The organism is Streptomyces sp. NPDC102258 (genome assembly GCF_055584685.1).
In genome coordinates, this window is sequence record NZ_JBVJLO010000003.1 from 240,913 (window position 1) to 266,323 (window position 25,411).

Here is a 25,411-nt window from a genome sequence, read left to right on the forward strand (position 1 = left end):
CCACCCGCGCCGTGGCCGCTCCCGCCGCCCCGGCCGACGAGGTCGTCGTGGAGGCTCCGGCCGCCGTGGCCGCGGCGGTCGAGGAGGAGGCTCCGGCCGATGCCGCTCCCGCTCCGCGGGCCCGCCGTCGCGCCACCCGCGCCGTCGCCGCTCCGGCCGCCGCCCCGGCCGACGCCGCTGTAGAGGCGCCCGCCGCGGTGGAGGAGGCCCCCCGGGCCGCCACCCGCGCCGTGACCGTCGCCGACGCCGTCGACTCCCCGAAGCGCGGCGGCCGCCGCCGCGCCACCCGCTCCGGCGCCCCGGCCGCTCCGGCGCCCGCCGCGGAGGCCGAGGCGCCCGCCGCCCCGGCCCCGTCGCGGGCCTCCCGCCGCGCCGCGCGTCCCGCCGTGGCCGTCTTCCAGGCCCCGGTCTTCGCCGAGCCGATGTTCCAGACCCCCGAGACGGCCGCCATGGCCGCCGCGGCCGCTGCCGCCGCATCGCGGGCGGAGGAGGCCGAGGAGGAAGAGGAGCCCGAGGCCGAGACCGTCGCCGAGGCGCAGACCCCGGCTCCCGCCGCGCAGCCCGCCGGCCGCCGTCGCCGCCGTCGGGGCGCTGAGCCCGCGGCTCCGGCCGCGCCGTCCGCCCCCGTCTCGCTGGCCGACGTGGAACTCGTCGACGAGGAGCACGAGGCCGAGGCCGCCGACCTCGACGAGGACGAGCACGACGAGTCCGGCGAGCGCCCCTCGCGCCGCCGCCGTCGCGGTGGCCGTCGCCGTCGCCGCGGTGAGTCCGCCGACCTCGACGAGTCCGCCGACGAGGACACCGAGGCCGAGTCCGCCGACGAGGCCGCCGAGCCGGAAGAGGACGAGGACGACGAGGCCGAAGAGGCCCTCGGCTCCAGCTCCAGCCGCCGGCGCCGGCGCCGTCGCCGTCGCAGCGGTGACGGCGGCGCCGACACCGAGGCGGCCGAGGAGGACGGTGTCCGCACCGTCGTCAAGGTCCGCGAGCCCCGCCCGGCGCGCGAGCGCAGCGAGTCCACCTCCTCCGACGAGGTCCAGTCCATCAAGGGCTCGACCCGCCTGGAGGCCAAGAAGCAGCGCCGCCGCGAAGGCCGCGAGCAGGGCCGCCGCCGCGTGCCGATCATCACCGAGGCCGAGTTCCTGGCCCGCCGTGAGGCCGTCGAGCGCGTGATGGTCGTCCGCCAGGCCGGCGAGCGCACCCAGATCGGCGTCCTTGAGGACGACGTGCTCGTCGAGCACTACGTCAACAAGGAAGAGGCCACCTCGTACGTCGGCAACGTCTACCTGGGCAAGGTCCAGAACGTGCTGCCGTCCATGGAGGCCGCCTTCATCGACATCGGCAAGGGCCGCAACGCCGTCCTGTACGCCGGTGAGGTCAACTTCGAGGCGCTCGGCATGGCCAACGGGCCGCGCCGCATCGAGTCCGCCCTCAAGTCCGGCCAGTCGGTGCTGGTGCAGGTCACCAAGGACCCGATCGGCCACAAGGGCGCCCGCCTGACCAGCCAGGTCTCGCTGCCCGGCCGCTACCTGGTCTACGTGCCCGAGGGCTCGATGACCGGCATCAGCCGCAAGCTGCCCGACACCGAGCGCGCGCGTCTGAAGACCATCCTCAAGAAGATCGTCCCCGAGGACGCGGGCGTCATCGTGCGCACCGCCGCCGAGGGCGCGAGCGAGGACGAGCTGCGCCGTGACGTCGAGCGTCTGCAGGGGCAGTGGGAGGACATCCAGAAGAAGTCGAAGCAGATCTCGACGTCTTCGCCGAGCCTGCTGTACGGCGAGCCGGACATGACCGTCCGCGTCGTGCGCGACATCTTCAACGAGGACTTCTCGAAGGTCATCGTCAGCGGCGACACCGCCTGGGAGACCATCCACGGCTACGTGAACCACGTGGCCCCGGACCTGGCCGACCGGCTCTCCCGCTGGACCTCCGAGGTCGACGTCTTCGCGACGTACCGGATCGACGAGCAGCTCGCCAAGGCGCTCGACCGCAAGGTGTGGCTGCCCTCGGGCGGCTCCCTCGTGATCGACAAGACCGAGGCGATGATCGTCATCGACGTCAACACCGGCAAGTTCACCGGTCAGGGCGGCAACCTCGAAGAGACCGTCACCAGGAACAACCTGGAGGCGGCCGAGGAGATCGTGCGCCAGCTGCGGCTGCGCGACCTGGGCGGCATCGTCGTCATCGACTTCATCGACATGGTCCTGGAGTCCAACCGCGACCTGGTCCTGCGGCGCATGCTGGAGTGCCTGGGCCGCGACCGCACGAAGCACCAGGTCGCCGAGGTCACCTCGCTGGGCCTGGTGCAGATGACCCGCAAGCGGGTGGGCCAGGGTCTGCTGGAGTCCTTCTCCGAGACATGCGTCCACTGCAACGGCCGCGGCGTCATCGTGCACATGGAAACCCCGACCGCGATCGGCGGCGGCGGCAACGGCAAGCGTTCCAAGCGCCGTGGCGGCCGCGGTGAGCACGAGCACGAGCTGGAGACGGTCGAGACCGTCGAGAGCGACGTGTTCGAGGGCGAGGCGGAGACGGAGGCCGAGGTGGCCGCCGAGGTCGCCGCGCCGCGTGCGCTCGCCGAGCCCGAGTTCGTCGCGGACGAGGAGCTGTACAGCAGCCCGGCCGAGGCCGAGGCCGCCGCGGGCCTGAGCGGGCGCCGCAACCGCCGCCGCGCCACCCGCAAGGCGACCGCTCCGGCGGGCGCCCCGCGCGGTGCGGAGCGGGCCGCGGCCCCGGCGCCGGTGACCCCGGTCGTGGAGGCCGAGCCGGTCACCGCGCCGGCCGACACGGTGCTGGAGCCGGAGACCGAGGTCGTCGCCGAGGCCGTCGAGGCCGCGGAGACGGTCGAGGCCGCGCCGAAGGGCCGTACGCGTCGCCGTGCCACCCGCAAGGCCACCGCCGCGGAGCCGGTCGCCGAGGCCGTCGCCGAGCCGGTCGCGGAGCCCGTCGCCGAGCCCGTCGTGGCGGCGGAGCCGGAGCCGGTCGTCGAGGCCGAGCCGGTCGTCGAGCCCGAGCCCGTGGTGGAGGCCGCGCCGGCCCGTCCGCGCCGGCGTGCCACCCGTAAGGCCACCGCCCCCGCCGGTTCCCCGGCGGGCGCCTCGCAGGCGGCCATCGTGGTCGTGGAGACCCCGGCGGCCGAGGCGGCCTCGGCCGTCGCCGAGGCGGAGCCCGAGAAGCCGGCCCAGACGCCGGCCGAGGCCCCCGCCGAAGCCGGGGCGGAGCCCGAGGCGGAGGCGAAGGCCCCGGCCAAGAAGGCCACCCGCAAGGCTCCGGCCAAGAAGGCGGCCACCACGGCTACCGCTGCCAAGAAGGCCCCGGCCAAGAAGGCGGCGGCAGCCAAGAAGACCGTCGCGAAGAAGGCGGCCACGGTCAAGAAGACCGCGGCCAAGCGGACGACGAAGAAGACCGCGGCGGCGGAGCAGCAGACCCCGCCCTCGGTCTCGGCGCCCGCCGAAGCCTGATCCACCGCGGACCGTGAGCCCCGCCGAACGGCGGGGCCCACGGCCGTGCGGGGCCCGGTTTGACCCCCTGGAACCTGCCCCGTAACCTAGACCGTCGGCGTGTCTTGAACGATTACCCGTTCAGCGTGCGTCGCGCTCCTGAGCACCTTCCTCCCGCATCGTCCGCGTCAGCGGACGGCCCCCGGGAGAGGCCGCTCGTCCAATTCCGGATCACCGTGGGCCCCGGCCCGCGTGAGCGGCTGGCTTCAGGAGCATCCGTCCCGAGTGAGAGAGAGATCCGCGTGTACGCCATCGTGCGCAGCGGTGGTCGCCAGCACAAGGTTGCTGTCGGCGACATCGTTGAGGTTGACAAGATTTCCACTGCCAAGGTTGGCGACACGGTCGAGCTCTCGACCCTGCTCGTTGTCGACGGCGACGCCGTGACCAGCGACCCGTGGGTGCTGGCCGGGATCAAGGTCCAGGCCGAGATCGTGGACCACCACAAGGGCGCCAAGATCGACATCCTGCGCTACAAGAACAAGACCGGCTACCGCCGTCGCCAGGGTCACCGCCAGCAGTACACGGCGATCAAGGTCACCGGTATCCCCACGGCTGCGAAGTAAGAGGGACTGAGACATGGCACACAAGAAGGGCGCATCGTCCACCCGGAACGGGCGCGATTCCAACGCTCAGCGGCTCGGCGTGAAGCGCTTCGGCGGTCAGGTCGTTTCCGCTGGTGAGATCCTCGTCCGCCAGCGCGGCACCCACTTCCACCCGGGTTCGGGTGTCGGTCGTGGTGGCGACGACACGCTGTTCGCGCTGCAGGCCGGTGCCGTCGAGTTCGGCACGCACCGTGGCCGCAAGGTCGTCAACATCGTTCCGGCCGCCTGATCCAGCTCCTGCTGATCTGAAGCGTTCGTAACACCCCGAGGGCGGATCTCACCTCTTCCCGGCGCACGCCGGGAAGAGAGGTCCGCCCTCGGCGCGTTGTCACATAGACACGTTTAATGGGCAGCAAGGCCTGCCCGGGACATTCCCGTATGTATCTGGAGGAACACCCATGACCACCTTCGTGGACCGCGTCGAGCTGCACGTCGCCGCGGGTAACGGGGGCCACGGCTGCGCCTCCGTTCACCGGGAGAAGTTCAAGCCGCTCGGCGGCCCCGACGGCGGCAACGGCGGCCGTGGCGGCGACGTCATCCTGGTGGTGGAGCAGGCGATCACCACCCTGCTGGACTACCACCACAGCCCCCACCGCAAGGCCACCAACGGCCAGCCCGGCGCCGGTGACAACCGCTCCGGCAAGGACGGCCAGGACCTGGTCCTGCCCGTGCCGGACGGCACCGTCGTCCTCGACAAGGAGGGCAACGTCCTCGCCGACCTCGTCGGCCAGGGGACCACGTACGTGGCCGCCGAGGGCGGCCGCGGCGGCCTCGGCAACGCCGCGCTGTCCTCCGCCCGCCGCAAGGCGCCCGGCTTCGCGCTCCTCGGCGTCCCCGGCACCGCCGGCGACATCGTCCTGGAGCTCAAGACCGTCGCCGACGTGGCGCTGGTCGGCTTCCCGAGCGCCGGCAAGTCCTCGCTGATCTCGGTGCTCTCCGCCGCCAAGCCGAAGATCGCGGACTACCCCTTCACCACCCTCGTCCCGAACCTGGGTGTCGTCACGGCCGGTTCGACCGTCTACACGATCGCCGACGTCCCGGGCCTGATCCCGGGCGCCAGCCAGGGCAAGGGCCTCGGCCTGGAGTTCCTGCGCCACGTCGAGCGCTGCTCGGTGCTCGTGCACGTCCTGGACACCGCGACCCTGGAGACGGACCGCGACCCGGTCGCCGACCTCGACGTCATCGAGGAAGAGCTGCGGATGTACGGCGGCGGCCTGGAGAAGCGCCCCCGCCTCGTCGTCCTCAACAAGGTCGACATCCCCGACGGCCAGGAGCTCGCCGACATGGTGCGCCCCGACCTGGAGGCCCGCGGCTACAAGGTCTTCGAGGTCTCCGCCGTCGCCCGGACCGGCCTGAAGGAACTGTCGTACTTCCTCGCCGAGGTCGTCGCCAAGGCCCGCGCCCGCAAGCCGAAGGAGGAGGCGACCCGTATCGTCATCCGCCCGAAGGCCGTGGACGACGCCGGCTTCACCGTCACCTACGACGAGGTCGAGGACGTCTACCAGGTGCGCGGCGAGAAGCCGGAGCGCTGGGTCCGGCAGACCGACTTCAACAACGACGAGGCCGTCGGCTACCTCGCCGACCGCCTCAACCGCCTCGGTGTCGAGGAAGCGCTGAAGAAGGCCGGCGCCCGCGCCGGCGACGGCGTGGCCATCGGCTCCGACGAGAACTCCGTCGTCTTCGACTGGGAGCCGACCATGATGGCCGGCGCCGAGATGCTGGGCCGCCGCGGTGAGGACCACCGCATGGAGGCGCCGCGTCCGGCCACCCAGCGCCGCAAGGAGAAGGACGCCAAGCGCGGCGACGCGTCCCAGCAGGAGTACGACGAGTTCCGTCCCTTCTGAGCCCCGCCCCCGCACCGGGTTGAACCCGGCCCTACGCCGTTCGCCTAGGATCTTCCGGGTGAGCAGCAGCGATTCCAGCAGCGACACCACCACGGACCCCGCGGTTTCCGTGGTGGTGATCGCGTACAACGACGCCGGGCTGGTGGGCGAGGCCGTCTCCTCGGCCCTCGCCCAGGGCCCGGTGGTCGCCGAGGTCATCGCGGTCGACGACGCCTCCTCGGACGGGACCGGGGCGGTGCTGGACGCCCTGGCCGCCGCCCACCCCCGGCTGAAGGTCGTGCACCGCACGGAGAACAGCGGCGGCTGCGGCACCCCGCGCAACGACGGCATCGCCGCCGCGAGCGCCCCCTACGTCCTCTTCCTCGACAGCGACGACGTCCTGCCGCCGGGCGCGGCCGAGGCCCTCCTGCGGGCCGCCGAGGAGCACCGGGCCCCCGTCACCGTCGGCGCGTGCGTGCGCCGCGAGCTGCCCGAGGGCCGCGACGTGCCCTGGATGCCCGGCCTGTACACGCCGGGCGAGGTGATCGAGCGGCCCGCCGACCGGCCCGAGCTGGTCCGCGACACCCTCTGCGTCAACAAGCTGTACGAGCGCGCCTTCCTCGACCAGCACGGCATCCGCTTCCCCGACGGCCGCTTCGTCTACGAGGACTTCGTCTTCACCTCCCGCGTGCTGGCCGCCGGGCCCCGGATCGCGGTCGTCGGCGACCTCGTCTACGTGTGGCACGTACGCCGCCGCGCCGCCCAGGTGTCGATCTCCCTGGCCCGCGCCGACGTCGGCAACTGGCGCGCGCGCGTCGAGGCGCACGCCGCCGCCTCCCGGAACCTCGTCGCGGCCTCCCCCGAGCTGGGGCGGGCCTGCCAGGTCAAGTTCCTCGACTACGACCTGCGCATGTACCTGCGCGAGCTCGGCACCGACCCCGGCTACCGGGCCGCCTGGTGGACGCTGACCCGCGACTACCTGGCCGGCTTCGACCCCGCCGACCTGGACGCCGCCCCCGCCCGTGCCCGCTGGACCGCCCGGGTGCTGCTGGCCGCCGAGGCCCCGCCCGCCGACCTGGAGCGGCTGACCGGGCTCGCCGCCGAGCCGGCCCGCCTCGCGCCCCCGTACGCCGTGGACGACGCCGGGCGCCCGGTGTGGAGCGCCGGGCTGCCGGTCCCGCTGGACGGGCTCGCGGAACTGCCCGTCGCCGAACTGCCGGTCAGCGCCGAGGCCGGGCCCGCCGGGCGCGGGGCCGTCCGGATCCGGGTGCGCGACCTGTACGGGCGCCTCGCCGGAGCCGGAGCCGGGCCGCGCACGCTGCGGCTGAGCTTCCTGCCCCGGGCGGACGGGGACCCCGTCGAGGTGCGCCCGGTGGAGCTGCGCGCCGCCGCCGACGGGGACGGCTGGAGCGCCGAGGTGCCCTTCCGGCTCGCCGCGCTGGCCGCCACGGGGCGCCGCCGGGGGCTGCGCGGGATGCAGGCCTGGGACGTCCGGGCGGGCGTGGAGTGCGGCGACGGGAGCTCCCTCGTCACCTCGCTGCGCCCCCTCGGCCCGCTGCTGCGCCGCCGGGCCCTGCCCAGCAGCCGGTACGGTGTTCTGCTGGCGCAGCCGTACCGGACGGCCGCCGGAGCGCTGGCCCTGCGCCTGGCTCCGGGCGCCGGGGGCGCGCTGACCTTCGTACGCAACCGCCTCGACCGCGCCCGCACGCGCAGGTCACGCTAGAGCTCGGGAGACACGCATGACATTTCTGATCACCGGTGGCGCCGGTTACATCGGCGCCCACGTCGTCCGCGCGATGCTGGAGGCGGGCCAGCGGGTCGTCGTCTTCGACGACCTCTCCACGGGCCGCGAGGACCGCGTCCCGGAAGGCGTGCCCCTGGTGGTCGGATCGGTCCTGGACCGGCTGGTGCTCGACGAGACCCTGCGCGAGCACCAGATCACCGGGGTGGTGCACCTGGCGGGCAAGAAGCAGGTCGGTGAGTCCGTCGAGAAGCCGATGTACTACTACCACGAGAACGTGCAGGGCCTCACGGTGCTGCTCCAGGCCGTGGCCGCCGCGGGCATCCGCAACTTCCTCTTCTCCTCCTCGGCCTCCGTCTACGGCATGCCCGACGTGGACTCCGTCACCGAGGACACCCCCTGCCTGCCGCTGAGCCCCTACGGGGAGACCAAGCTGGCCGGTGAGTGGCTGGTGCGGGCCGCGGGCCGGGCGCACGGCATCTCCACCGCCTGCCTGCGCTACTTCAACGTGGCTGGCGCCGCCGCCCCCGAGCTCGCCGACACGGGCGTCTTCAACCTGGTCCCGATGGTCTTCGAGCGCTACGACGCCGGCGAGGGCGCCCGTATCTTCGGCGACGACTACCCGACCCCGGACGGCACCTGCATCCGCGACTACATCCACGTCGAGGACCTGGCCGAGGCCCACGTGGTGGCCGCGCGCCGGCTCGCCGAGTGGGGCGCGGCGGGGGAGTACAAGGACCTCACCGTCAACATCGGCCGGGGCGAGGGCGTCTCGGTGCGGGAGATGACCGAGCTGATGAACGAGCTCACCGGCCACTCCCTGGCGGCCGTCGTCACCCCGCGCCGGCCGGGCGACCCGGCGAAGGTCGTGGCCTCGGCGGACCGGATCGCCGCCGAACTGGGCTGGAAGGCCCGCCACGACGTCCGCGAGATGATCACTTCGGCCTGGGCGGGCTGGGAAGCCAACCGCAAGGCCTGAGCGGGCCCCGCATGACGGAGCCCGCATGACGGAGCCGCCCGCCCCGGACCAGGTCCGGGACGGGCGGCTCCGTCACGTCGCGCAGGGGGTTCAGCGCTCCAGGAACGCGAACAGCCTCTCCCAGCGGTCGGTGATCTCCGCGCTGGAGTAGCGCCGCACGTGCTCGAACCCGGCGTCGCCGAGCCGGTCGCGCAGGCCCCCGTCCGACATCAGGGCGTCCAGGTGCCCGGCCAGTTCCATGGTGTTGCCGAGGCGGGCCAGCAGCCCGTCCTCGCCGTCGCGCACGATCTCCCGTACACCGGGCGCGCAGTCGAACGCGGCCACCGGCAGGCCCGCCGCCATGGCCTCCAGCAGGGTGATCGGGAAGCCCTCGGCGCGGGAGGCCTGGGCGAACACCGAGGCCTCGCGCAGCGCGCCCAGCACGTCGTCGGTGCTGCCCATCCACTCCACGCAGTCGTCCAGCCCGAGCGTCGTGCAGTGCGCCCGCAGGGAGGCCTCCTCCGGGCCCGCCCCGTAGAGCCGCAGGGTCCAGTCGGGGTGGCGCGGGGCCACGTCCGCCCACGCGTCGAGGAGCAGGTCCATGCCCTTCTCGAAGGAGAGGCGGCCGACGCTCGCGACGGTCTTCGCGGTCCGCGGCGCGGGGGCCTCGGGCATGAAGGGCAGCGGGTTCGGCATGCTGTCGACGTTCTCCATGCCGGAGCGGATCCACAGGTCCGCGTCCTCCGGCGTGAGCACCAGCAGCCGGTCGACGTCGGCGTAGTGGCGGCGCACCCGTTCGGCGCGGGTGGACTTGTGGCTGGCCTCGAAGGACTCGTGGCTCATGCCGATGACGGAGAGGCCCTTGGTGTCGGCGAGGGCGACCCACTCCATCGCCCAGATCTGGGTGACGATGACCACGGCGCCGGGCCGCGCCGCCCGGAACATCCCGCCGAGCACGTCCGCCTTGGCCCGCATCTGCGCCCGCCGGGCCGCCTGGCGGCGCCGTTCGGGGGCGTTGAGGCGGCCCTTCACCCCGTGCAGGGCGCGGGCCTTGGGCGGGTGGACGGCGTAGAGCGTGGTCGTCTCGTACGGGAGGCCGACGGGCAGCTTCTGCCGGATCTCCTCGGCGACGGGCGCGATGCCGACGATGTGCACGCGGTGCCCGCGGTCGCTCAGCAGCCGGGCCATCTGGTGGGACCAGGTGGTCACACCGCCGAGCTCGTCGACGCTGTTGGAGACGATGAAGACGTCGCGGCCGCCCTCGGTGGCGGTCTGCTGGCTCACTTGCCGCTCCTGGTGAAGAACTTCTCGACGATCTGGCGGGCGGCGTCCCCGCGGTCGTGCTCGCCGAACTCGCCGACGAAGCGCTGGCGGGCCTCCGCGTACTTGGCGTCGGCCTCGTCGAAGGCGGCGACGGCCTGCATCAGCTCGTCGGCCGTGGCCACGACCGGGCCCGGCGCCTTCTCCTTCAGGTCGAAGTAGGTGCCGCGGATGTCGGTGGCGTACTTCTCGTAGTCGTACGCGAAGAACAGCATCGGCCGGTCCAGCACCGCGTAGTCGAACATCACGGACGAGTAGTCCGTGATCAGCCCGTCGGCGAGGGCCAGCAGCGGGGTGATGTCGTGGTGCCGGGACACGTCGATGACGCGGCCGGCGACGGACGGCGGCAGCGAGACGCTGTTGAGGTAGTGGGTGCGCACCAGCAGCGTGAAGCGGTCGCCGAGCCGGTCGGCGAACTCCTCGACGTCGAAGGGGAATTCGAAGCCCTCCACCGTGCCGTCGGCGTTCGCCCGGAACGTCGGCGCGTACAGCAGCACCCGCTTGTCCGGGTCGATGCCCAGCTCGGTGGCGAGCGGTCCGCGCACCCGTTCCCCGCTCTGCGCCTCGGCCCGGTGCGCCTCGACGAGGGCGTCGTTGCGCGGGTAGCCGGTGCGCAGCAGCACCTCGTCGCGCAGCCGGAAGGCCTTGGCGAGGGTGCGGGCGTCGTGCTCGGAGCGGATCAGGAAGTGGTCGAAGCGGTTGACCGCCGCCTGGAAGCGGTCCTGGGCCGCCTTGCCCTGTGCCTTGGTGCGGGGCTCGTGGAAGCCCATCCGCTTGAGCGCGGAGCCGTGCCAGGTCTGGATGTACGTGGTCCCGGGGCGCTTGGCCAGCGCCAGCGGGAAGCCCTGGTTGTCGACCCAGTACTCGGCCTGGGCCAGCGCCCGCAGGTACGGCCAGCTCCAGCGGCGCACCAGGGTGGCCTCCTTGGGGAAGCCGGTGGGCTTGCCGCCCGCGTAGGACCAGATCGCCTCGAAGGGCGCGCCCCGGCGGACCAGCTCCTCGTAGATCGCCTTGGGGCTGTCGCTGTACTGCTTGCCCATGTGGCTCTCGAAGACGACCGTGCCCTTCTTGACCGGCAGCTTGGAGAAGACCTCGTGGTAGACCTTCACCTTCTGCTCGCCCGAGCCGAGGTTGCGGCGGGCCCGCAGGGCCCGGCGCAGGCTTCGCTTGACGACGCCGGCGGCCTTGCCGTGCATCGCGTTGTTGAGCAGCGCCTGGGTGCGGACGGCGGCCCGGCCCTCGGCGGTCAGCACGTACGAGAGGTTGCCCTTCTTGGTCATCTCCGGCTCGAAACGGTCGGAGACCAGGCGGGTCAGGCGCGGGCGCACCCGCAGCCGGGCCGCGGACTCCATGTCGACGCCGCCGACCGAGACGCGCGTGGTCATCCGGTCGCTGCCGGCGGTGAGCTTCAGGCGGACGTCCCAGACGGCGTCGATGATGCCGAGCGGGCGGACCGTGGAGGCCACGTCGGCCGTGGTGTTCCACTCGATCGTGTCACCGGCGTGGCGCACGTCCGCCACCGGGAAGCTGAACGAGCGGACCCCGATCTGGCGGCGGGCCCGGAACTCCAGGGTGGCCTTCAGCGGGCTGTCGGCCTTGATCCGGCCGAGCGGGTTCACGATCCGGCCCGCGAGGGTGACCGTGCCGCGCCCGTCGTCCTCGTACGAGGTCAGGCGGTTGCCCAGGGCCAGCGAGGACAGCGGCGCCGTGTGGTAGCCCTGGTCGGTGACGTCCAGTATCCGCCGGCCCTCGGCGTCGTCGATGTGCCGGTCGCACCAGTAGACGCGGCCGTCGCGCTCGGCGAGCGGGGAGCACAGCCGGCCCTTGTTGGTCATCGCGTCGGCGGCCGGGAGGAGGTTCTCCCAGTCCTCCTTGCCCAGCAGGTAGGCGCAGATCGCCTGGAGGTGCGTGACGTTCTCGTACGCGGCCGGGTCGATGCCGGCCAGGTAGCCGTTGGCGAGCCGGGCGAACTCCTGGCGGTAGGCGTCGCCGAGCAGCGGCAGGTCGCGCAGGTGCAGCACCAGGTCGTGCTTGAGGAACTTGGCGTCCTTGGCGGACTTGATGGCCGTGTGGCCCTTGGCGGCCAGCAGCTCGTCGACCCGGCGGTGGATCTCCATCCGGTGGACGAAGTTCTCGATCTCGTGGCGCCGGTTGCTGATCGACAGGGCGGCGGCCTTCTCGACCACGTTCCAGAAGTAGACGTGGTTCGGGATGAGGGTGATGCGGCGGGCGGCCACGTACGCCTGCGCCGAGAAGAGCAGGTCCTCGTAGTGGATGCCGATCGGGAACTCCAGGCCCTGTTCGAGCAGGAACGCGCGCCGGTAGCACTTGTTCGTGGAGAGGGTGTCGTAGACCAGCAGGTCGGGGTACTCGGTGATCGACTCCAGCGTGCGGGTGCGCGCGTAGATCCACGGGTACCACTCGGTGGTCTTGTTCCAGCGCTTGTCGAGGTGGACGCGCACGCACATGCCCGAGACCAGGTCGGACCCGGTGCGCTCGGCGGCGGCCAGCATGTTCCGGCAGGCGTTGCGTTCCAGCACGTCGTCGCTGTCCAGGAACATGACGTACGTACCGGTGGCCTGCCGGATGCCGTGGTTGCGCGGCGCGCCGCAGCCTCCGCTGTTCTCCGGCAGCCGGAAGGCGCGCACCCGGCCCGGATGCGCCGCTTCGAGCTCCTGCGCGACCGCGAAGGACCGGTCCTTGCTGCAGTCGTCCACGATCACGACTTCGACCCCGCGCAGGGTCTGGTCCAAAACCGACTGGACGGCTGTCGGCAGACGCTCTGCGTCGTTGTAGACGATGACGACCACGGAGACGTCAGGCACGTGCACCTCGATCCCTTTGTTCCATTCCGCTTATCCCGTCAAAGCTACCGTGTGCCGCACTCGGCTCCGGCAGGCCGACCCCCGGCGTGCATACTTCTAAGGAAGAGGTGAGTGGGGGTCCGGTCGCCGACAATCACCCGTTCGGACCCAGCAGGAAGTGGTCATGACCAAGCTGTCCGTAGTTGTCCCTTGTTACAACGAAGAAGCAGTCATCGACAGTTTCGACGCCGAGATCCGCAGGGTTCTGGACACCCTGCCCGTGGAGTACGAGGTCTGCTACGTCGACGACGGCAGTCGTGACGGGACGCTCGACAAGCTCCGCAAGATCGCCGCCACCTACGGGGACCAGACCCGCTACGTCTCCTTCAGCCGGAACTTCGGCAAGGAGGCGGGCATGCTCGCCGGGCTGAAGGAAGCCACCGGCGACGCCGTGGTGATCATGGACGCGGACCTCCAGCACCCGCCGGAGCTCATTGCCACCATGCTGGAGCACTACCGGCAGGGCCACGACCAGGTCATCGCCCGCCGGAGCCGCGAAGGTGACAAGAAACTCCGTTCGGCCCTCAGCCGCCTCTACTACCGCGGGGTCAACCGCTGGGTCGACGTCGAGCTCACCGACGGGGTCGGCGACTTCCGGTTGCTCTCCCGCCCGGCGGTCGACGCGCTGCTCGCCCTCCCGGAGTACAACCGCTTCTCCAAGGGCCTCTTCTCCTGGATCGGCTTCGACACCGTCCACTTCGACTACCAGAACGCCCAGCGCGAGGCCGGCGAGACGAAGTGGAAGTTCGGCTCCCTGCTGAACTACGGCATGGACGGGCTGATCTCCTTCAACAACCGGCCCCTGCGGATCGGGATCTGGCTCGGCGTGTCGCTGGTCGGCCTGACCGTCCTGTACGCGCTGTGGATCACCGCCATGGCGATCACCCACGGCATCGACTCGCCGGGCTACGTCACGCTCGTCGCGATGATCGCCGGGATCGGCGGCGTACAGATGATCATGCTGGGGCTGATCGGCGAGTACATCGGCCGCATCTACTACGAGACCAAGCGCCGCCCCCACTTCCTGGTCAAGGAGGCGCACGGCGTCACCGCCGACCGGATGCCCGAGGCCTCCGAAGCCGTGATCGCGGAGCGCGGCCGCCGATGACCGGGACCACCGCCGGGGACGGCCGCCGCGAGAAGCTCGGCCAGATCTTCCGCTTCGCCCTGGTGGGCGGGGTCAACACCGGCACCTTCTTCGGCATCTACCTGCTGCTCCACCCGTGGCTGCCGTACTTCGCCGCCTACACCCTGGCCTTCGCGCTGTCGATGGTCGGCTCGTTCTTCATGAACACCTACTTCACCTACCGCACCCGGCCCACCTGGAAGAAGTTCCTGCTCTTCCCGCTGACCAACGTCACGAACTACGTGATCCAGTCGGCCGGGCTCTACGCCCTGGTCACCTGGGCCGGGATGGACACCCGGATCGCGCCGCTCGTCGCGGCCGTCGTGGCGATCCCGTTCACCTTCCTGCTCTCCCGCAGGATCCTGATCCCCGGCACGGGCGGCGACCCCGCGGGGGGGAGCGGCGGGAGCGTCCCGCGGCGGTCCTCGTCCACGGTCTGAAACCGGCGGGCGGCCCCGGCACACCACCCCGTAGATTGGGCCGGTCGGACGGATCGGTCGGTTGGTGAGGGGAAAGACGTGTCAACGGCTAGGCAAGGTGTCGTGGACGCCCGCAGGATCGTGGTCAAGGTCGGCTCCTCCTCCCTGACCACCGCGGCGGGCGGCCTCGACGCCGACCGCGTGGACGCGCTGGTCGACGTCCTGGCCAAGGCCCGCAGCGGCGGGGAGAAGGAGATCGTGCTGGTTTCCTCCGGGGCCATCGCCGCCGGACTCTCCCCGCTCGGTCTCGCCCGCCGCCCCAAGGACCTCGCCCGCCAGCAGGCGGCCGCCAGCGTCGGCCAGGGCCTCCTCGTCGCCCGGTACACCGCCTCCTTCGCCCGCTACGGCGTACGCGTCGGCCAGGTGCTGCTCACCACCGTCGACACCAGCCGGCGCGCGCACTACCGCAACGCGTACCGGACGCTGGACCAGCTGCTGGCCATGGGCGCGCTGCCCGTCGTCAACGAGAACGACACCGTCGCCACCGACGAGATCCGCTTCGGCGACAACGACCGGCTGGCCGCGCTCGTCGCCCACCTGGTCCGCGCCGATCTGCTCGTCCTGCTCTCCGACGTCGACGGCCTCTACGACGGGGACCCCTCCCTGCCCGGCACCACCCGCATCGACGAGGTGCGCGGCCCCGAGGACATCGCGCACGTGTCGATCGGCAGCGCGGGCAAGGCCGGAGTCGGCACCGGCGGCATGGTCACCAAGGTCGAGGCCGCCCGGATCGCCGCCGCCGCCGGGATCCCCGTCGTGCTGACCTCCGCCAGCCAGGCCGCCGACGCCCTGGCCGGGCGCCCGACCGGCACCCACTTCCACGCCACCGGGCGGCGCTCCGCCGACCGGCTGCTGTGGCTCCAGCACGCCTCGGCCCCGCAGGGGCACCTCGTCCTCGACGACGGAGCCGTGCGCGCCGTCACCGAGCGGGGCAGCTCGCTGCTGGCCGCCGGGATCGCCGGGGTGGAGGGCGACTTCGTGGCGGGCGACCCCGTCGAACTGCGCGCCGCCGACGGGCGCGCCGTCGCCCGCGGGCTCGTCAACTTCGACGCGAAGGAACTTCCGCGGCTGCTCGGCCGCTCCACCCGCGAGCTGGCGCGCGAGCTCGGACCCGCGTACGAGAGGGAGGTCGTCCACCGCGACGATCTGGTGCTGCTCCAGGGCTGAGGTTCGGCAAAACCGCCGCGCGGGGGGCCGGGGACTGGTCAACTGTGAGGGGCGGACACGCGTAGCGCAGACAGGAGGCGGCTGGTGAGACGAGCGCTGACCAGCGTCGGCACGGGGGACCGGCACGAGGGCGGGGACGGGGACGGGGGCCAGGACGCCTCCCGGCTGTGGCACATCACCCTGAGCGTCTCCGGCAAGCCGGCGCCGCTGTCCGAGGTCCGGCGCGGGCTGGAGCAGCTCGCGCACGACCACCCCTTCCTGCTGACCAGCCGGTACGCCGACGACCACGCGGAGATCCGGTACTGGGAGGAGGCCCGCGACCTCCACGACGCGGCGGCCGTCGCGCTGCGGCTGTGGGGGGAGCACCGCTCTTCGGCGCGGTTGCCGCCGTGGGAGATCGTCGGCCTGGAGGTCATCGACCGCGCCACCTACCACCAACGGGTGGCGGAGGGCTACGGCCCGCCGCCGGCCCATCCGGTGGGCGTGCACCCGTACTAGACCGTGCCCCGGCGCGTCCCACTACACGGCGCTCCGCGCCCGCGCCTCAAACGCCGGCGGGGCTGGATTCGCCCGGTCGGCGTTCGAGGCGCGGGGTCCGGGGCGGAGCCCCGGGAGGGTGGTCGGGGTCCCGTCTCGGGGGATGGAAGGCCCTCCGGGTGCCGGGGGCGGGGGGATTACCCTGGCGGCATGACCTCGCTTGATGCCGTCTCCTCCGTGCGCGCCACCGCGCAAGCCGCCCGCGTCGCCGCAGCCGCCATCGCCCCGCTGCCGCGGTCCGCCAAGGACACCGCCCTGCTGGCCATCGCGGACGCGCTGGAGGCCCGTACGGCAGAGATCGTCGAGGCCAACGCCGTCGACACCGCCAAGGCCGCCGCCGCCGGCACCAGCGAGACCGTCATCGACCGCCTCACCCTCACCCCCGAGCGCGTCGCCGCCATCGCCTCCGACGTCCGCGACGTCGCCGCCCTCCCCGACCCCGTCGGCGAGGTCGTCCGCGGCTCGACCCTCCCCAACGGCATCGACCTGCGCCAGATCCGCGTCCCGCTCGGCGTGGTCGGCATCATCTACGAGGCCCGCCCCAACGTCACCGTCGACGCCGCCGCCCTCTGCCTCAAGTCCGGCAACGCCGTCCTCCTGCGCGGCAGCTCCTCCGCCTACGCCTCCAACACCGCCCTCGTCGGCATCCTCCGCGACGCCGTCGCCTCCGCCGGCCTGCCCGCCGACGCGATCCAGCTCGTCCCCGGCGAGTCCCGCGACTCCGTCCGCGAGCTGATGCGCGCCCGCGGCCTCGTCGACGTGCTCATCCCGCGCGGCGGCGCCTCCCTCATCAAGACCGTCGTCGAGGAGTCCATCGTCCCGGTCATCGAGACCGGCACCGGCAACTGCCACGTCTACGTCGACGCCCAGGCCGACCTCGCCATGGCGGTGGACATCCTGGTCAACTCCAAGGCGCAGCGCCCCTCCGTCTGCAACTCCGCCGAGACCCTGCTCGTGCACCGCGACATCGCCCCGTCCTTCCTCCCGCTCGCGCTGGACGCCCTCGCGGACGCCGGAGTGACCGTGCACGGCGACGCCGAGGTGCTCTCGTACGCCGAGGAGTCCAAGGTCACCGCGCTGCCCGCCACCGACGAGGACTGGGCCGCCGAGTACCTGTCCTATGACATCGCCGCCGCCGTCGTGGACTCCCTCGACGGGGCCGTCACCCACATCCGCCGCTGGACCTCCGGCCACACCGAGGCGATCGTCACCACGTCCCAGGCCGCCGCCCGCCGCTTCACCCAGCTGGTCGACTCCACCACCGTCGCCGTGAACGCCTCCACCCGGTTCACCGACGGTGGCCAGTTCGGCTTCGGCGCCGAGATCGGGATCTCCACCCAGAAGCTGCACGCACGCGGCCCGATGGGCCTTCCGGAGCTGACCTCCACCAAGTACATCGTCACCGGCGACGGTCACGTGCGGTAACCACCACCCGGACAGGGTGTGGCCGATTCCGGCGCACACCCTGCCCAAAGCGGTCCTCCAGGTCTACGCTGGTCGCGTGCCGGACGACGTGGGGGGCAAGCCGTTCCCGGACGACGGGGAGCCCGACGACGACCGCGGAGGCGCGGACCAGGACTTCGCCTCCGTGGTGTTCGACGAGGACTTCGTCCGGAACGCCGAGATCCATGAACCGAGCGCGGCCGAGCGCCAGCGCGCCGCCGACCGGGCGCGCGCCGAGGCCGAGGCCGCCCGCGTCGCCGGCGGCTGGGCCGGGGACGACGACTACGGGTACCCCGACGCGTACGGCATCGACGACTCCGGATGGGAGCCGGGCCAGTACGGCCACGGCTACGCAGAGGGCCCGTACGGGGCCTACGGCGGCCGCCTGCGCCCCTACCGCGGCCGCTCGCCCTGGCTGCGCCCCGTCGCCTGGGTGCTCGCCGTCGTGATGGGGCTCGGCATGGTCGCGCTGGCCTTCAGCGCCGTCTACCGCAGCGCCGCCGGCGAGGCGGACCCCGCACCCGCGCCCGCCAGTACGCCGCTCGGGGAAGTCACCGGGGTCGGCGCGTTTACGTACCCCGTCGGCCGCCAACCCTGAAGGTACGACCCCACTCGCCTGTGCCGGAGCGGGGGCTTCTCTGAAGCGGGGACAGCGGGGAGAAGCGATGGCCGTTCCAGGAGATCCACCAGGCGCCACCCCCGAGGGAACCGGCGGGGGTGACGACGAACCGCGTCCGGACGAGTACCGCTCGGTGGTGTTCGACGAGGACTTCGTGCGCGCCGCCCGGCTCCAGGAGTTCTCCGCCCAGGAACGCATGGGCGAGCACGCCCGCGCCGTCCGCAGCCGCTCCATCTGGTCCGGCGCCTCCGCCGGCCACCACCACGGGAGCCCCGGCCGCGGCGCCCGGCAGGGCATGCTGCTGGTCCTGCTCATCGCCACCGCCTTCGCGGTCGCCGTCTACCTGGGCCTGCGCAATCCGTACGTGCCCCCGGCGGCCGGCAACGCCGAGCCGCTCAGCAGCACCGTCGTCCCGCTGGCCCCGGCCTCCGTCGTACCCGGCGGCCGGCCCACCGACCTGTACGAGGGCAGTCCCGCGGCCGACTACCGGGTGGGGGCGGCCGGCATCACGCTGCCCGCCGTCCGCCGCACCCCCCACTTCAGCGAGAGCCAGGTCGTCGCCGCGCTGTCGGTCGCCAAGGACTACCTGGTGCAGTCCTCGCTCGATCCGGACGTGCTCTCCGGCAACGCCTCCCGGCCCGTGCGGGTCCTGCTCGACGCGGGGCAGCTGGCGCAGTTCGACGAGAGCATGGCCTCCCCCTCGGGCGACGGGCGGCACGCCGCCACCGGCTGGCTGGTCCGCTTCGACCCCGCCACGGCCGTCGTCGCCGACTCCAGGGTCCGGGTCAACGGCACCCTCGCCTTCGAGGAGCGCAGTCCGGAGGTGCTGGAGGTGACCACCGACCACACTTTCGTGTACGCCGTGCGGCCGGCGACCGGAGAGCCGTCGGCGGCCGACGGGGCGTCGCTGTTCACCGTCCGCCGCGAGCTGCGGCTGCGCTTCGACCGGGGGGACCTCGCGGCCCGCCGGACGGAGCTGGTGTCGGCCTATGTGATGGCCGGCCCGCAGGACTGCGCGAGCGACCCCGCGGAGGGCTTCCGGCCGCTGCCCGCCGGCTCCGGGCCCACCACGGTCGGCCCGCCCGCGAGCGACCCGTACGCCAGCGGCCACCCGAGGCGCGCCGCCGGGCTGTGCGGCGTACTGGCCCAGCCGTCGGCCACTCCGGACCGGAGCGGTTCGGCCTCCACCGCCCCGGACGCGGCGGCGCGGCCGCGTCCCGGCACGCTGGATCCGGCGCCGCCGGGGGAGGGGCGCTCCGTCAGCCCTGCGGCCCCGTAGCCTCCCCGGTGTCCTGCGCGCCGCCGGTGTCCGCCGTACCCGCCGTGTCCTTCGTGCTTCCCGTGCCCTGCGCGCCGCCGGTGTCCTTCGCGGCGGCTCCGGTGAACCGGTCGCGCAGCTTGCCGCCGAGGTCGCCCGCCCCGCCCGCGAGGTCGCCGACCAGCTTCATCAGCGGGTCCTTGCTGCCGCGCACCGAGTCGGCGTAGTGCGAGGCGGACTGGCGGAAGGAGTCGCCGACCGAGGCGTCCTTGTCCTCGTCCCGCCGCGGGTAGTGGCCGTCCATGATCCGCTGGTAGTCCCGGTGCTGCGACCACTTCTTCAGCTCGGCGGCCCGGACCGTCGTGAAGGGGTGCGTCCGCGGCAGCTGGTTGAGGATCTTCAGGACGGAGTCGCGCAGGTCCCCGCCGGCCTCGTACTCCTCGGCCTGGGCCAGGAAGGCGTCCACGTTCATCTCGTGCAGGTGGTTGCCGCCGGCGAGCTTCATCAGGCCGCGCATGGAGGCGTGCACGTCCTGCCCGACCAGCAGCCCGGCCCGGTCCGCCGAGAGCTCGGACTTGCGGAACCACTCCCGCAGCGCGGTCACGATCGCCGAGATGGCCACCGTCCCGAGCGGGATCCACGCCACCTTCAGCGCCAGGTTCGTCAGGAACACCAGGACCGTGCGGTACACGGCGTGCCCGGACAGCGCGTGGCCCACCTCATGGCCCACCACCGCCCGCATCTCCTCCTCGTCGAGCAGCTCGACGAGCCCCGTCGTCACCACGATGATCGGCTCGTCCAGCCCGATGCACATGGCGTTGGGCTGCGGGTCCTGCTGCACGTACATCTGCGGGACCCGCTCCAGGTCCAGGATGTAACAGGCGTCCCGGAGCATCGCGTGCAGATGGGGGAACTGGGTCTCGCCCACCCGCACCGACTCCGACAGGAACAGCAGCCGCAGGCTGCGCTCCGGCAGCAGCCCGCTCAGCGCCTTGAACACCGTGTCGAAGCCGGTCAGCCTGCGCAGCGCGACCAGCGCGGAACGGTCCGCGGGATGCTCGTACGCCCGGGACGAGATGCCCGGGAACCTCCTGCGGTCGCGTGCCGGTACCTTCTCGAATCCCGTGTCCGTCATGGCGCCTCCCCCTTGATCGGCCCTGCTGCCTCGCGTCCATCCTCTCCAACGCCTGAGTCGGCGTGAGCGTGCCCCGGGCCCCCGCATACGATGTGAGCGAAGTCTCCGCCCGCTCCCCGACTCGATAGGTACCTGCCTGATGAGCCTCTCCACCACCGCCCACAACCTGGTCGTTCTCGCTGCGGAGGGCGGCGAGCAGCACGGCGGCAACCATGACAGCCTGAGTCCCTACCTGACCGGTGGCGGCGCGTTCCTCATCCTGCTGCTGATGCTCTGGGTGACCACCCGCCTCAACCGCGACCGCTAGACCCCTCCCGGTTCCGGTCCGGCCGCCGTGGACGTGCCACCGGGCCAGTAGGCTCTGCGCTCATGGGAGAGCAGGAAGTGCCTACGGGCCCGGTCAAACGCCGGCTGGGCGTGATGGGCGGGACGTTCGATCCGATCCACCACGGACACCTGGTGGCCGCCAGTGAGGTGGCCGCCCTCTTCCACCTCGACGAGGTGGTCTTCGTACCGACCGGCGAGCCGTGGCAGAAGTCCCAGCGGGCCGTGTCCCCCGCCGAGGACCGCTACCTCATGACGGTCATCGCGACGGCCTCGAACCCGCAGTTCTCGGTGAGCCGCATCGACATCGACCGCGGCGGCCCGACGTACACGATCGACACCCTGCGGGACCTGAGCGCGCTCAACGAGGACGCCGACCTCTTCTTCATCACCGGCGCCGACGCCCTCGCGCAGATCCTCACCTGGCGCAACGCGGACGAGCTGTTCTCCCTCGCCCACTTCATCGGAGTGACCCGCCCCGGCCACGTGCTCACCGACGACGGGCTGCCCGAGGGCGGCGTCTCGCTGGTCGAGGTACCCGCGCTGGCGATCTCCTCCACGGACTGCCGCGCGCGCGTCGCCAAGGGCGATCCCGTCTGGTACCTGGTGCCGGACGGCGTGGTGCGCTACATCGACAAGCGTGAGCTGTACCGGGGCGCCTGAGCTTCCGGAGAGAGGGGCCCCGCGGTGAGCGACCCACAGGAACCGTACGACCCGTACGCCGCGCAGCAGCAGCTCCTCGGATACGACCAGTACGGCAGACCGGTGTACGGCCAGGCGCCCGGGCGCTCCGACCGGCCCGCCCCGCAGCGGGAGTACGAGCAGCCGTACGAACAGCCGTCCTACGAGTCCTCGTACGAGCAGCCGTACGACTACGGGGCGGCGGGCCGGCAGCAGCACTACGCGCCGCAGCAGGAGTACCCCCAGCCCCAGGCCGCCTCGTACGGGTACGGGTACCAGCAGGCCCCGGCTCAGGACCATGACCCGGCCCACGTCCAAGCTCAGCCCCAGGCCTATGACCAGGCCCAGCAGTGGATCCCGCAGCAGAACGCCGCCCAGGCCCCCGCGCCCGCCCCCGCCCCGGAGCAGGCGCGGTCCGCCGCCGCCCGGGTGCCCGAGCCGCGCCGGGAGGCCGCCGCCGACGACCGGGACGCCGCCCCGGACTACCGCACCGAGCAGTTCGCGTTCATCGACCAGCCGGACGAGGACTCCGAGGACGTCATCGACTGGCTCGCCTTCACCGAGAGCCGGACCGAGCGCCGCGAGGAGGCCCGCCGCCGCGGCCGCAACCGGGTGGTCGCGCTGATCGTTGCCCTGGCCCTCTTCGTCGTCGGCGGGGTCGGCTACCTCTGGTACGCGGACAAGCTGCCCTTCCTGAGCGGCCCGTCGAAGAAGGGCACCACGGCCGCCGCCGGGGCGCAGAAGCGCGACATGATCGTCGTTCACCTCCTCAACACCAAGCGGGGCGGCAGCTCCACCGCCCTCCTCGTGGACAACGTGACGGCCAAGCAGGGCGCCACCGTCCTGCTGCCCAACACCCTCGGCGTCGCGAAGCAGGACGGCACCGGGACCTCCCTCGGCAAGTCGGTCGAGGACGGGGGCATCGGCACCCGCGAGGCCCTCGACACGGTCCTCGGCACCCACCTCGGCGGAACCTGGCGCCTGGACACCCCCTTCCTGGAACGCCTCGTCGAGCTGATCAGCGGCATCGAGGTCGACACGGACACCGCCGTCCCCGCCGACGACCAGGCCAAGACCCCCGCCGTGGGCAAGGGCCCCAAGCAGAGCCTGACCGGGGCGATGGCGGTCGCGTACGCCACCTACCGCGCCCAGGGCGAACCGGAGGCCAAGCAGCTGGAGCGGACCGGGAAGGTGCTGTACGCCGTGCTGCGCAAGATCCCCTCCGATCCGAAGGCGGCCGGCACGACCGTCGAGAGCATGGGCCAGATCCTGGACCCGGGCCTGGACGCCCAGAGCCTGGGCGCCCTGCTCTCGCGCATCGGCGAGCACGCCAAGGAGGGCGCCTACCGCACCGAGGTGCTCGGGGTGAAGCCCGACGGCGGTCTCACGGACGAGGCCAACAAGAAGGTCGTCAAGGAACTCCTCGGCGGTTCCTTCACGGCGGCCCAGCCCGGCGCGACGCCCCGGGTGGGCCTGCGGGACGCCACCGGGGACGACAGGACGCAGGCCGCGGCGAAGGCGGCCCTGCTGAACGGCGGCTACGCCTTCGTGGACGGCGGCAAGGCCGACCGGGCGTCGGCCGCCTCACAGATCACCTACCAGGACGACGCGCAGCGCGGCCGGGCCGTCGACGTCGCCAAGACGCTGGGCCTGCCGGAAACGGTTGTGAAGAAGGCCGAGAACACCGTGAACGCGGACGTCGTGGTGACCCTGGGCAAGGACTACAAACCCTCGTAAGGCCCGCTCCCGTGGCGCTGGTCACGGCTTTGACCTGCGAGTCCGCCCGCGCGGAGCGTTCCGCGCGGGCGGTGTCGGCGGTACATGAGACCCTTGTAAGGATCTGCCCGCCAACCCGAAAGCATGGCCAGTGACCGCCACGGACCGCTCCATCGAGCTCATCACCGCCGCCGCCCAGGCCGCGGCCGACCGGCTCGCGCACGACATCATCGCGTACGACGTCAGCGACGTGCTGTCGATCACCGATGCCTTCCTCCTCGCCTCCGCGCCCAACGACCGCCAGGTCAAGTCGATCGTGGACGAGATCGAGGAGCGCCTGCTCAAGGAGCTCGGCGCCAAGCCGGTGCGCCGCGAAGGCGACCGCGACGCCCGCTGGATCCTGCTCGACTACGTCGACATCGTCGTGCACGTCCAGCACAGCGAGGAGCGCGTCTTCTACGCGCTGGAGCGCCTGTGGAAGGACTGCCCCGAGATCGAGCTCCCCGCCGACGCCAAGCTCACGATCGGCAAGGCCGAGGAGCACGCCAAGCTGCGCGAGGCGGCGGGCGACGACGAACTGGACGGTGATCTGTTCTGAGCACGGCCGACACGGGCAGGTCCGGCAGAAAGATCGTCCTCTGGCGGCACGGCCAGACCTCGTGGAACCTGGAGCGCCGCTTCCAGGGCTCCACGGACATCGAGCTGACCGAGACGGGTGTGGCGCAGGCGCGCCGCGCCGCCCGGCTGCTCGCGTCCCTGAAGCCGGACGCCATCGTGGCCTCCGACCTGCGCCGGGCCGCCGACACGGCCGGCGAGCTGGCCGCCGTCACGGGCCTGCCGGTCGAGCACGACGAGGCGCTGCGCGAGACGTACGCCGGTGAGTGGCAGGGGCTCACCCACGAGGAGATCCTCGACAAGTACGGCGAGCAGTACGCCGCGTGGAAGCGCGGCGAGCCCGTCCGCAGGGGCGGGGGCGAGCTGGAGACCGAGGTCGCCGACCGCGCCGCCCCGGTCGTCCTGGACCACGCCGACCGGCTGCCGCGGGGCGGCACGCTGGTCGTGGTCAGTCACGGCGGCACCATCCGTACGACCATCGGCCGGCTGCTGGGCCTGGAGTCGCACCACTGGGAGGGCCTCGGCGGGCTCTCCAACTGCTGCTGGTCCGTCCTCGGTGAGGGCGCGCGCGGCTGGCGGCTGATGGAGCACAACGCCGGCACGCTGCCCGAGCCGGTCCTCGGCGACGACGACTGAGAGCTCCCGGCAGGGCGCTCGCGGGGTGCTCGCGGGGAGCTCGCAGGGCTCCTGCGGAGCCCGCGAGGAGCCCGGCCGAGCCTTCGCCGAGCCTCCGTGGGGCGGCTCGGACCCGGATTTCACTTTCCGGCTGGTCACAGGCTAGAGTTCTTCTTGTTCGCAGCGAAGAACACCGGAAACGGGGGAAGCGCGGCGGAGAGCGGGGCTATAGCTCAGTTGGTAGAGCGCCTGCATGGCATGCAGGAGGTCAGGAGTTCAATTCTCCTTAGCTCCACAGTGAAGGATCCCGTCCCCAACAGGGGGCGGGATCTTTGCGTTTGTCCCCTTTGCGCGTGCTGACCCGGCCCGTACCGGCATGGCAGAATCGGACGGCCGGAGGGGGACACGACGGCCCGACGCGGGAGGGAGTCGCTGACGGATGGGTGCACACCGGCGGCGGTGCGACTGGTGCGACAACGGCACGCCGATCGTGCGGGACATGGACCCGGTGAATTCCGACTACCAGTACTGGTGCGAGGAATGCGCGCGGGCGCTGATCATAAAAGGCGACCCGATCGAGACGTACCGGGAGCTGGAGGGCGAGCCGATCTACGGCCGCCTCCTCGACGAGCACTGCACGCTGAAGCGCTTCTACCAGTTCGCGCGGGCCTGAGGCGCGGGACTGCGGATTCGCTAGATATGGGTCAAATCGGGCATGGCCCCGGCCCCGTGGAAACCGATTTTTGGACCAGGGCCATGACCGTGTAATGTTTGGGACGTCGCCAAGGGGAACCGGCAAGGGACACCGAAGCGGCAGGCAAGGCAAGCGGTACAAGGGGCTATAGCTCAGTTGGTAGAGCGCCTGCATGGCATGCAGGAGGTCAGGAGTTC

At 72.3% G+C, this 25,411-nt stretch carries 22 protein-coding genes and 2 tRNA genes (1 of these 24 cut by a window edge); 21 read left to right on the plus strand and 3 right to left on the minus strand.

Annotation, left to right across the window (positions count from 1 at the left end; genetic code table 11):
* From ACZ6ZT_RS06700 to galE, 6 genes are all read left to right on the plus strand, one after another.
* Positions 1 to 3,458 (plus strand): Rne/Rng family ribonuclease (locus ACZ6ZT_RS06700; RefSeq protein ID WP_469716189.1); only part of this gene is annotated, 3,458 nt, incomplete at its 5' end.
* Between the two features lie 281 nt (positions 3,459 to 3,739).
* Positions 3,740 to 4,060, plus strand: coding sequence for a 50S ribosomal protein L21 (gene rplU / locus ACZ6ZT_RS06705; protein WP_030159347.1), 321 nt, complete (start codon positions 3,740 to 3,742; stop codon positions 4,058 to 4,060).
* A gap of 13 nt (positions 4,061 to 4,073) precedes the next feature.
* Complete coding sequence (gene rpmA / locus ACZ6ZT_RS06710; protein WP_048480572.1) at positions 4,074 to 4,328, plus strand: 50S ribosomal protein L27; 255 nt, start codon at positions 4,074 to 4,076, stop codon at positions 4,326 to 4,328.
* A gap of 169 nt (positions 4,329 to 4,497) precedes the next feature.
* Entirely contained in the window at positions 4,498 to 5,943 is a 1,446-nt protein-coding gene (gene obgE / locus ACZ6ZT_RS06715; RefSeq protein ID WP_469716191.1) for a GTPase ObgE, read from the plus strand.
* A 58-nt stretch (positions 5,944 to 6,001) separates the two neighbouring features.
* Positions 6,002 to 7,645, plus strand: a complete 1,644-nt coding sequence (locus ACZ6ZT_RS06720) for a glycosyltransferase (RefSeq protein ID WP_469716193.1) — start codon at positions 6,002 to 6,004, stop codon at positions 7,643 to 7,645.
* A gap of 16 nt (positions 7,646 to 7,661) precedes the next feature.
* Positions 7,662 to 8,642, plus strand: coding sequence for a UDP-glucose 4-epimerase GalE (gene galE, locus ACZ6ZT_RS06725; protein ID WP_469716195.1), 981 nt, complete (start codon positions 7,662 to 7,664; stop codon positions 8,640 to 8,642).
* A 90-nt stretch (positions 8,643 to 8,732) separates the two neighbouring features.
* Here the strand turns inward: galE and ACZ6ZT_RS06730 are convergent, their stop codons facing one another.
* Together ACZ6ZT_RS06730 and ACZ6ZT_RS06735 are read right to left on the minus strand one after the other, a co-directional pair.
* On the minus strand, positions 8,733 to 9,905 hold the full coding sequence (locus ACZ6ZT_RS06730; RefSeq protein WP_469716196.1) for a glycosyltransferase: 1,173 nt from the start codon (positions 9,903 to 9,905) through the stop codon (positions 8,733 to 8,735).
* Positions 9,902 to 12,772 (minus strand): bifunctional glycosyltransferase/CDP-glycerol:glycerophosphate glycerophosphotransferase, encoded by a 2,871-nt coding sequence (locus ACZ6ZT_RS06735; protein ID WP_469716198.1) that lies wholly within the window; start codon positions 12,770 to 12,772, stop codon positions 9,902 to 9,904. The genes ACZ6ZT_RS06730 and ACZ6ZT_RS06735 overlap by 4 nt, the downstream gene beginning before the upstream one ends.
* A gap of 157 nt (positions 12,773 to 12,929) precedes the next feature.
* Here ACZ6ZT_RS06735 and ACZ6ZT_RS06740 point away from each other — a divergent pair, with 157 nt between their 5' ends.
* The 7 genes from ACZ6ZT_RS06740 (at position 12,930) to ACZ6ZT_RS06770 (ending at position 19,455) form a co-directional block, all read left to right on the plus strand.
* The gene (locus tag ACZ6ZT_RS06740; protein WP_469716200.1) at positions 12,930 to 13,913 is read left to right on the plus strand and encodes a glycosyltransferase family 2 protein; all 984 of its coding nucleotides are present in this window, start codon (positions 12,930 to 12,932) and stop codon (positions 13,911 to 13,913) included.
* Positions 13,910 to 14,371 carry a GtrA family protein gene (locus tag ACZ6ZT_RS06745; RefSeq protein ID WP_469716202.1) on the plus strand — a complete coding sequence of 154 codons (462 nt, stop codon included), beginning with the start codon at positions 13,910 to 13,912 and terminating at the stop codon, positions 14,369 to 14,371. Before ACZ6ZT_RS06740 ends, ACZ6ZT_RS06745 begins: the two co-directional genes overlap by 4 nt.
* Positions 14,372 to 14,449: 78 nt before the next feature.
* Positions 14,450 to 15,577, plus strand: coding sequence for a glutamate 5-kinase (gene proB / locus ACZ6ZT_RS06750; protein ID WP_469716203.1), 1,128 nt, complete (start codon positions 14,450 to 14,452; stop codon positions 15,575 to 15,577).
* Positions 15,578 to 15,658: 81 nt separating this feature from the next.
* Positions 15,659 to 16,075 (plus strand): hypothetical protein, encoded by a 417-nt coding sequence (locus tag ACZ6ZT_RS06755; protein ID WP_469716592.1) that lies wholly within the window; start codon positions 15,659 to 15,661, stop codon positions 16,073 to 16,075.
* Between the two features lie 189 nt (positions 16,076 to 16,264).
* Positions 16,265 to 17,539, plus strand: coding sequence for a glutamate-5-semialdehyde dehydrogenase (locus tag ACZ6ZT_RS06760; RefSeq protein ID WP_469716205.1), 1,275 nt, complete (start codon positions 16,265 to 16,267; stop codon positions 17,537 to 17,539).
* 76 nt (positions 17,540 to 17,615) lie between these two features.
* Positions 17,616 to 18,155, plus strand: a complete 540-nt coding sequence (locus tag ACZ6ZT_RS06765) for an SCO2584 family spore wall biosynthesis protein (RefSeq protein WP_469716207.1) — start codon at positions 17,616 to 17,618, stop codon at positions 18,153 to 18,155.
* A 67-nt stretch (positions 18,156 to 18,222) separates the two neighbouring features.
* Positions 18,223 to 19,455 (plus strand): SCO2583 family membrane protein, encoded by a 1,233-nt coding sequence (locus ACZ6ZT_RS06770; RefSeq protein WP_469716208.1) that lies wholly within the window; start codon positions 18,223 to 18,225, stop codon positions 19,453 to 19,455.
* On the opposite strand, the gene ACZ6ZT_RS06775 is transcribed toward ACZ6ZT_RS06770, so the two are convergent.
* Positions 19,436 to 20,569 carry a M48 family metallopeptidase gene (locus tag ACZ6ZT_RS06775; protein WP_469716210.1) on the minus strand — a complete coding sequence of 378 codons (1,134 nt, stop codon included), beginning with the start codon at positions 20,567 to 20,569 and terminating at the stop codon, positions 19,436 to 19,438. The two genes, ACZ6ZT_RS06770 and ACZ6ZT_RS06775, sit on opposite strands and share 20 nt — an antisense overlap.
* Positions 20,570 to 20,708: 139 nt before the next feature.
* Between ACZ6ZT_RS06775 and ACZ6ZT_RS06780 the strand changes: the two genes are divergently transcribed.
* The 8 genes from ACZ6ZT_RS06780 to ACZ6ZT_RS06815 form a co-directional block, all read left to right on the plus strand.
* Positions 20,709 to 20,876: a hypothetical protein gene (locus ACZ6ZT_RS06780; RefSeq protein ID WP_285536299.1), complete on the plus strand. Its 168-nt coding sequence runs from the start codon at positions 20,709 to 20,711 to the stop codon at positions 20,874 to 20,876.
* A 62-nt stretch (positions 20,877 to 20,938) separates the two neighbouring features.
* Entirely contained in the window at positions 20,939 to 21,556 is a 618-nt protein-coding gene (nadD, locus tag ACZ6ZT_RS06785) for a nicotinate-nucleotide adenylyltransferase (protein WP_393711346.1), read from the plus strand.
* 24 nt (positions 21,557 to 21,580) lie between these two features.
* The gene (locus tag ACZ6ZT_RS06790) at positions 21,581 to 23,311 is read left to right on the plus strand and encodes a LytR C-terminal domain-containing protein (RefSeq protein WP_469716212.1); all 1,731 of its coding nucleotides are present in this window, start codon (positions 21,581 to 21,583) and stop codon (positions 23,309 to 23,311) included.
* A 130-nt stretch (positions 23,312 to 23,441) separates the two neighbouring features.
* On the plus strand, positions 23,442 to 23,888 hold the full coding sequence (gene rsfS, locus ACZ6ZT_RS06795; RefSeq protein ID WP_150519670.1) for a ribosome silencing factor: 447 nt from the start codon (positions 23,442 to 23,444) through the stop codon (positions 23,886 to 23,888).
* A complete protein-coding gene (locus ACZ6ZT_RS06800) occupies positions 23,885 to 24,541 on the plus strand; it encodes a histidine phosphatase family protein (protein ID WP_469716594.1) in 657 nt (218 codons plus the stop codon). Before rsfS ends, ACZ6ZT_RS06800 begins: the two co-directional genes overlap by 4 nt.
* Positions 24,542 to 24,742: 201 nt before the next feature.
* Positions 24,743 to 24,815, plus strand: a tRNA-Ala gene (locus ACZ6ZT_RS06805).
* Positions 24,816 to 24,959: 144 nt separating this feature from the next.
* A complete protein-coding gene (locus ACZ6ZT_RS06810; protein WP_469716214.1) occupies positions 24,960 to 25,193 on the plus strand; it encodes a hypothetical protein in 234 nt (77 codons plus the stop codon).
* A 162-nt stretch (positions 25,194 to 25,355) separates the two neighbouring features.
* Positions 25,356 to 25,411: transfer RNA gene (locus tag ACZ6ZT_RS06815), tRNA-Ala, on the plus strand (it continues 117 nt past the right edge of the window).